Source organism: Candidatus Sordicultor fermentans, assembly GCF_012728195.1.
In the GTDB taxonomy this organism is placed as follows: domain Bacteria; phylum Atribacterota; class Atribacteria; order Atribacterales; family Caldatribacteriaceae; genus Sordicultor; species Sordicultor fermentans.
This window is the reverse complement of sequence record NZ_JAAYFP010000176.1, coordinates 1-8,210: the sequence shown is the minus strand read 5'-3', so window position 1 is coordinate 8,210 and position 8,210 is coordinate 1. Positions and strand designations below refer to the sequence as shown.

The window sequence follows — 8,210 nt, the reverse complement described above, 5'->3', positions numbered from 1 at the left end:
GTTTTTCTCCGGGAAGAAAATATATGAAAAATGAAGAAGGTGGAAGAATTTTAGAAGGTATCTTTAATTTTTTTCTTCCTCAACATTGCCTGATTTGTGGCTCATACCTTTCTCGCTCCCGGGGTTTTCCTCTGTGTTCTGCGTGTTTTTCCCGGATTGAGTATCTTCGCAGTCCTTTATGTGTGAAGTGTGGCAGACCTCTACCTGGCTCTTCTGCTCTTTTGTGTCACCACTGTCGAGCTTTTTCTTTCCATTTTGATAGTGCCCGGGCAGTGGCGCTTTACACTTCTCCTTTTCGAGAATGCATTCACGCTTTTAAATATCAAGGCTTTACCTCTTTTCGCTCTCTTTTTGGTGAGCTCCTTTGCGAATATCTGGAAAAAAATCCCTTTTTAAGAGAAGTGGATTTTCTTTTACCTGTTCCTCTTCATCCTGCTCGCTTCATCGAGCGAGGGTTTAATCAATCGCTTATTCTGGCGGAGGAAATTAAAAAATGCTTTTCCCTTCCTCTTGTGTCTAAAGAGGTCCGAAGAGTTAAACCTACTTTACCCCAGGTGGGCTTACACTTCAGGGAAAGAAGAAAGAACATGCGAGGGGCTTTTGAGATAAAGGAAAATAACCTTTTCCAGAACAAAAGGGTTCTCATAGTGGATGATGTCCTAACTTCTCGCTCTACGGTGGATAGTTTAAGTCAAACCTTAAAAAAAGGAGGGGCAAAAGAAGTTTTAGTTCTGGCTCTGGCTTCCGGAAAGTGAATTTTTATTCTTCAAAAGCAAATATATTTTGGTTTTTTGGGAATCTCATCTCAATTATAGAGTACATCAATTATAGTATGCCGCAGAAGCTGTAAGACTATAGAAGGGGGAACATCTCCACTTGTCAACCTCTGGAGATTGCAAGGTCACTGGGATTCTTTTCCCAGCGTAATTATCTCAATTTTTTTAATCTTTTCTGCTTTAATCTTACGTCGTAGACCGTTCGCTTCTTCCGATGACAAGATGAGGAGCACCGTTAGGTTGTCATCGGAAGGTTTGCGCTTGACGGTTAGTTACAATATGTTTCCTGATGAATTTGAAATGAGGAATTCATTTTAAATATTAATAAAATTCTTGATTAAATTTAAATTTGTTATACAATGTTATTGAAAGATTATTCTATTTTTGAATATCAATTCAAAAAAGGAAAGAAATGAATAACTCCGATTTAGAACTGATAACCCGCGTTGCCTGGCTTCATTTTATGGAAGGAATGACTCAGCGAGAAATCGCTCGCCATCTAAACATTTCGCAACCCAAAGTAGCTCGTCTCCTTGACCGGGCACAGAAAAGCGGGATAGTAAAAATTTCTATTGAATCTCCTCTGGCTAACTGCCTTACGATAGAGAAAAAACTGCAAGAGCTTTTTCCTTCTCTCGAAGATAGTCTGGTTGTTCCTGCATCCCCCCGGCAAGACTTGTTAGAGACTTTAGGGCGAGCGGGAGCTTGGTATCTGGAGAGGGTTCTAAGCGATGGAGATTTGGTGGGTATTGCCTGGGGTAGGACATTAAAACAGGTGGCTTTGTCTATTAAATCAGCTCCCGTTAAAAACCTCAAGTTTGTTACTTTAGTAGGGGGGCTGACAGCATCAGCTTCGCTCAATCCTTATACCATCGGAGAGAGATTGGCTTCTATTTTTGAGGGAGAATGCTACTATCTTTACGCTCCAGCAGTGGTGGAATCAGAAGAAATTCGTGATTTTTATCTGCGAGAGCGAATTAACCAGAAGACTCTCGACTTGGCTCGCCAGGCTAAGTGGTCTCTTTTAGGTATCGGGGCGGTGGACCCTCGCTACTCTATTTATGCTCTAACTGGCTTCATTGACTATCATGAGTGGGAGCTCTTGCTTCAAAAAGGAGCAGTAGGAGATATGGTGGGTCAATTTTATAACCGGGAGGGAGAAATTATTGACACTCCTCTGCACCGAAGAACTGTGGCTATCCCCTTAGAAGATATTCGCCATATGCCCCGTGTAATCGGTATTGCCGGAGGGGATAATAAGGTGGAAGCCATCCTGGGGGCTTTGCGGGGTGGTTTTATAAATATTCTTATTACCGATGAAGAAACCGCTTTAAAAATAATAGAAAGAGGGGAAAAAAATGAGTGAGATAACCTGCATAGGAATATTAGTAGCTGATTTAGTAGGACGTCCAATTGACCGTTTCCCGGAAAAGGGAAAATTAATGCTGGTTCCGGAGATGGAACTCCATGCTGGGGGATGTGCTCACAACACCGGAGTAGATTTAAAAAAGCTGGGAGAAGAGGTTAAGGTAGTGGGAAAGGTGGGAAGAGATGGTCTGGGAGAATTTATGATAAATTCTCTGCGGGCGCATGGGATTGATGCCGGGGGAATCTCAGAAGACGATGAGCATCATACCTCAGCCACCATGGTAATAGTGGATGGCCAGGGGGAGAGAACTTTCCTTCACTATCCAGGGGCCAATCGGGGCTTGAGAGAAAAAGATATAGAAGATAGTTTTTTAAGTGGTTCACAAATAGTGCACATAGCGGGAAGCTTTCTCATGCCCGGATTTGATGGAGAAGAAACTGCCCGAGTCCTCGAGAGAGCAAAAAATCTGGGAGCTCTTACTTCTTTGGATACTGCCTGGGATGACACAGGAAAGTGGCTCTCCACTATTGAACCCGCTCTTTCTTATATCGATATTTTTCTCTCCAATCGTGATGAGGCTCACCATATATCCGGGAAAACCAATCTTCCCGATATTGCTCGGTTTTTTATGGATTACGGGATAAAAGTGGTGGCCATCAAAATGGGGGAAGAGGGAAGTTTTATCATGACTGAAGAAGAAAAGGTTTTAGTTCCTCCTTTTTCGGTAGTAGCAGTAGATGGAACAGGGGCGGGTGATGCTTTTTGTGCCGGATTTTTGGTGGGGTATCTACGAGGCTGGGATCTCTATGAAACTGGGCGCTTTGCCAATGCTTGTGGAGCTATGTGTGTTAGAAAAATGGGAGCCACCGAAGGAGTGGGAAGTTTGGAAGAAACTCTGGCTTTTATTGAAGAGGCCGAAGGAAAAGGAAACAGTAGATGAAAAAAGGGATACAATTTGGAGCGGGTAACATCGGACGAGGATTCATTGGTCACTTGCTCTGGGAATCGGGATTGGAGATTATTTTTGTGGAAGCCAGGGAAGACCTGGTCCGGTTATTGAATGAGCGGGGATGTTATCCCTTGCGTCTTCTCCACCGCGAGGGGAAAGAAGAAGATTTAATCATAGATAACCTGAGAGCCCTTTCTACTCAAGAAGAGGACAAAGTAGTTAAAGAAATAGAAGAAGGAGATGTGGTATTTACTGCTGTAGGAGTGAAGAATCTTCCTGCCATTGCTCCTCTTTTAGCTCAAGGGTTGGAGCTTCGCTTGCGGGGGAGTGCCGATTTTTTAAACATTTTTCTCTGTGAGAACTTAAAAGATGCTCCTCAGCTATTGAAGGAGGAGATAGAAAAATACCTCACTCCTTCCGGTAAAAATTTTTTAGAAGAAAAAGTGGGGTTAGTGGGAACAGTAGTGGCTCGAATGGTGCCGGTTATGGGAGAGCGCTACGGGGTAGAAGACCCTCTTTTTGTGGTGGCGGAATCTTACCATCACTTGCCTTTTGATGCTCAGGCAGTAAAAGGAGAAGTGCCGAAAATAGCCGGGCTGAGAGCGGTGAGCAATTTTCCAGCGGAAGTGGAAAGAAAGTTATTCATTCACAATTTAGGTCATGCTGCTTTAGCTTATTTAGGATATCGCGAAGGTTACACCTATATTCACGAAGCTATAAAAGATGAAAAGATAAGAAAAATTCTCGATGGGGCCTGGGAGGAAGTTTCTCGGGCTCTTTTGCAGAAACACCCTGATTTAGACTCTCAAGAGCACGAGAAGTTAGTGGAGGACTTGCAAGAGAGATTTGCCAACCCCTTACTTTTAGATACGTTAGAGCGAGTAGGGAGAGAGCCTTTGCGGAAATTAGCACCTGAAGACCGCCTGATAGGGGGAGCGAACCTGTGTCTTTCGCAAGGAATTTTCCCTCACTATATAGCTATAGTTTGCGGGGCAGCTCTTTCCTACGACTGCCCTCGGGATGAAGAAGCGGTGAAGTTGCAGAAAATGATTCAGGAGAAGGGGGTAGAAAAGGCTATAGAGGAGATATGTGGAATAAAAGCAGAGAGCAGGTTAGGTCAGGCCATTCTTTCTGCTTATGAAAATTTTTCTTGAAAAAGAAAGGAGTGGAAAAAATGAAAGCAGCGGTATTTTATGGGCCCGGTGATATAAGGATAGAAGAACGATCTATGCCTTCTCCCGGGGAAGGGGAGATTCTTCTCCGGGTGGGAGCCTGTGCTATTTGCGGAACTGATGTGCGTATTTTCCGCCATGGTCACCATAACGTTCATCCTCCCCAGATTACCGGGCATGAAATCGCCGGAGTGATTGCCGATATAGGAAAAGGGGTACGGGGATATAAAGAGGGAGAAAGAGTGGCTGTAGCTCCTATATTACACTGTGGAGAATGTTTTTACTGTCGGAGAGGGTTACCTAATCTGTGTTTGAACTTTGAAGCTCTGGGGTATCATCATCCCGGGGCATTTGCTGAATACATGATAATTCCGGAGCGAGCGCTGCGAGGAGGGAACATCAACCGTATTCCCGATAACTTGTCTTTTGAGGAAGCCAGTTTAGCTGAACCTCTGGCTTGCGCTTTGAATGGGGAGCTACTCTCTCAGGTAGGAGTGGGAGACTATGTTTTGGTGGTGGGGGCAGGTCCTGTAGGCTGCATGCATATAACGCTATCTCGGGCTTTAGGGGCAAGTAAAGTAATAGTTTCGGAAATTCAAGAAAAGAGATTAAATTTGTCCCGGGAGTTTGACGCTGACTATTATATTAATCCGGAGAAAGAAAACCTAAAAGAAAAGCTTCTCCAAATTACCGAAGGCATCGGTCCTACCGTGGTAATCGTTGCTGCTCCAGCTCGGAAAGCTCAGGAGGAAGCTCTGGATCTGGCTGCTTCCCGGGGGCGAATTAACTTTTTTGGAGGTCTTCCCGGAGATAATAAGATAGCTCAATTAGATAGTAACCTCATTCATTATAAAGAACTTTTTGTTCATGGAACTTCTGGTTCTACTCCCCTTCATAATGCCTGGGCTTTAGAGATGATGGCGGCAGGTAGGGTGGAAGGGAAAAAATTGATCAGTAAAGTGGTAAGTTTAGATGAACTTCCTCAGGCTCTTGAGGAAGCAGAAAGTGGAGATTATTTAAAAATAGTGGTAAAACCTGGAATAGGAGGATAGACATGGAATCCAAAGATAAGTTTCTTAATATGTATCGGGATATGGTGCGAATTCGCCGCTTTGAAGAGACAGTGAGTGATCTCTTCAGTCAGGACAGGATTCGGGGCACCACTCATCTTTATATTGGAGAAGAAGCAGTGGCAGTAGGAGCCTGTAATGCTATTAACCCCGATGACTACATCACTTCTACTCACCGGGGTCACGGGCACTGTATTGCTAAAGGAGCCACCTTAGATAAAATGATGGCTGAGCTCTTTGGTAAAATTACCGGCTATTGTAAAGGCAAAGGTGGGTCATTGCATATTGCTGACCTTAACGCTGGAAACTTAGGAGCTAATGGTATTGTGGGTGGAGGGATTCCCATTGCTGTGGGCTCGGGGTTGACTGCTAAATATAAAAATACGGGAAAAGTAACAGTGTGCTTTTTTGGTGATGGAGCAGCTAATACCGGGGCTTTTCACGAAGCCTTGAATTTGGCCGGAGTATGGAAACTGCCGGTAATTTTTGTCTGCGAAAATAACCTTTATGCTATGTCGGTGCCGGTTAAGGAGGCTTTTCCCATTCAGGATATTGTGGAAAGAGCCCCGGCTTATGGAATGCCGGGAGTAATAGTAGACGGCATGGATGTTTTAGCGGTAAAAGAGGCCGTGGAAGAAGCAGCCAAAAGAGCCCGGCGAGGGGATGGTCCTACTTTAATTGAATGCAAAACCTATCGTTATTTAGGGCACTCCAAAAGTGACCCCCGGGCTTACCGAACTAAAGAAGAAGAAAGTCAATGGAAAGAGAGAGACCCTATTAAACGATATAAACAGTGGCTCCTGGGAAATGGGGTAACGGAAGAGGAGATAAAAAAGATTGATGAAGAGGTGGAAAAAGAGATAGAAGAGGCGGTGGACTTTGCCGAAAAAAGTCCCTATCCACCACTGGAGGAAATCACTAAAGACGTATACGTAGAAGAAGATTTTGCCGAATTAGAGAGAAAGAAAGGAACTAAAGTAGTTAACGGGATAGATGAGTGGGACGGAGAAATGAGAACCATAACCTATCGAGAAGCGCTCAACGAAGCGTTGCGAGAAGAGTTAAAGCGAGATGAAAACGTGGTATTGATGGGAGAAGACATTGCTCTTTATGGGGGAGCTTACGGGGTAACTCGAGGGCTATGGCAAGAATTTGGAGGAGAAAGAGTCCGTAATACTCCTATATCAGAAGCAGCCATTGTGGGTTGCTGTGTGGGGTCTTCCATCACTGGATTGCGACCGGTAGGAGAAATCATGTATATCGATTTTGTTGGTTTATGTATGGACCAATTGGTGAATCAAGGAGCCAAAATCCGGTATATGTTTGGAGGGAAGGCTCGGGTTCCTATGGTTATCCGCACTGAAGGCGGGTGTGGTCGCTCTTCAGGCGCTCATCATGCCCAAAGCCTGGAATCCTGGTTTTTACATACTCCGGGGCTCAAAGTGGTGATGCCTGCCACTCCTTTTGACGCCAAAGGGTTGCTTAAAGCTGCCATTCGGGAAGATAATCCGGTACTTTTCATTGAGCACAAGATGATTTATAACAGTCAAGGTCCTGTTCCTCCTGAGGAGTATATAATTCCTTTAGGGGTAGCAGATGTGAAAAGAGAAGGAAAGGATGTAACTATCATTGCCTATTCTCGAATGCTCCTTTTTGCCCTTCAGGCAGCAGAAATGCTCTCTCAGGAAGGGATTGAAGCAGAAGTGATAGACCCTCGTACCCTTTTGCCTCTTGATATAGACACTATCACTGAATCAGTTCGGAAAACCAATCGGGTAGTTATCGTTCATGAGGGATGTAAAACCGGAGGAGCAGGGGCAGAAATAGGAATGAAAATTCAGGAAGAAGTTTTCGACTACTTAGATGCCCCTATAGTTCGCTTAGGGGCGGCTGACGCTCCGGTCCCTTGCAGTAGATATTTAGAGGATAACTCTATTCCTCGACCAGAGACTATAGCTGAGGCAGTGAGAAATTTGTTGAGGAGATAGGGGTATGGCTAAAGTAGAACTGGGCATTAATAATTGTTTTGCCATAGGCCGTTATCCGGAGCCCGAGGAGTGGCTCCGGATAGTTAAAGAAGAGCTGGGTTTACAACATGTACAGTTTTCTTTTGACCTTTTAGACCCGGTAATAATTGATGAAGAGATAGTAAAAGAAAAGTGCGCTTTTATTCGCCGATTAGCTGATGAGGGGGAAGTGAAAATAGATACGGCGGTTACCGGGGAAGTGGCTCACAAGTTCAATTTACTTTTAGATCCTGACCCGGGTATGCGTCGCTCGTATCTGCGGTGGTATGAAAAAATGGTGCGGGCGGCTTCTCTTTTAGGAGCCGAGGGTTCAGGTATTTATATGGGGAGTTTGAGCAACAAAGACGTAAATGATCCCGAGAGGAAAGCATATCTAACTGAGGTGCTTATAGAAGAAATTGCTTATTTGACCTTTGTTGCTCGAGAAGCGGGACAAAGTTATCTTTTGTGGGAACCTATGTCTCTTCCCCGGGAGATGCCTTCTACCATTGATGAGACTAAAGAATTGTGGGAGCGAGTGAATGAAAAATCCCACATTCCGGTGCTTTTATGCCTCGATGTAGGGCATGGTTATTATCGCTCCTCAGACCCTCGAGATCTGGATTATTATTCCTGGCTGCAAGAGCTGGCCCATCTTTCTCCTTCTATTCACATGCAGCAGACCGACCGAAAGGGGAGCCGGCACTGGACTTTTACCGAAGAAAATAATGCTCAAGGAGTAATCGTTCCCGAGCGAGTTCTGGAGGCCATTGAAGCTTCAGGTGCTGAAGAAGTAGTTTTGGTGTTTGAATTTTTCTTCTCTGCCCACGCCTTAAGCGATGAAAGCGCTTTAGATGATATGAAAAAG

At 44.6% G+C, this 8,210-nt stretch carries 7 protein-coding genes; all 7 read left to right on the top strand.

Annotated elements, in window-relative coordinates:
- A partial coding sequence (locus GXZ17_RS09015) for a ComF family protein (RefSeq protein WP_409376956.1) occupies positions 1-755 on the top strand: 755 nt, incomplete at its 5' end.
- 433 nt (positions 756-1,188) lie between these two features.
- The gene (locus tag GXZ17_RS09010) at positions 1,189-2,142 is read left to right on the top strand and encodes a sugar-binding transcriptional regulator (RefSeq protein ID WP_409376955.1); all 954 of its coding nucleotides are present in this window, start codon (positions 1,189-1,191) and stop codon (positions 2,140-2,142) included.
- On the top strand, positions 2,135-3,085 hold the full coding sequence (locus tag GXZ17_RS09005; RefSeq protein WP_409376954.1) for a carbohydrate kinase family protein: 951 nt from the start codon (positions 2,135-2,137) through the stop codon (positions 3,083-3,085). The genes GXZ17_RS09010 and GXZ17_RS09005 overlap by 8 nt, the downstream gene beginning before the upstream one ends.
- On the top strand, positions 3,082-4,248 hold the full coding sequence (locus tag GXZ17_RS09000; RefSeq protein ID WP_409376953.1) for a mannitol-1-phosphate 5-dehydrogenase: 1,167 nt from the start codon (positions 3,082-3,084) through the stop codon (positions 4,246-4,248). The genes GXZ17_RS09005 and GXZ17_RS09000 overlap by 4 nt, the downstream gene beginning before the upstream one ends.
- Before the next feature lie 20 nt (positions 4,249-4,268).
- On the top strand, positions 4,269-5,318 hold the full coding sequence (locus tag GXZ17_RS08995; RefSeq protein ID WP_409376952.1) for a zinc-dependent dehydrogenase: 1,050 nt from the start codon (positions 4,269-4,271) through the stop codon (positions 5,316-5,318).
- 2 nt (positions 5,319-5,320) lie between these two features.
- Complete coding sequence (gene pdhA, locus GXZ17_RS08990) at positions 5,321-7,324, top strand: pyruvate dehydrogenase (acetyl-transferring) E1 component subunit alpha (protein ID WP_409376951.1); 2,004 nt, start codon at positions 5,321-5,323, stop codon at positions 7,322-7,324.
- Between the two features lie 4 nt (positions 7,325-7,328).
- On the top strand, positions 7,329-8,210 hold an 882-nt coding region (locus GXZ17_RS08985), incomplete at its 3' end, for a sugar phosphate isomerase/epimerase family protein (protein WP_409376950.1).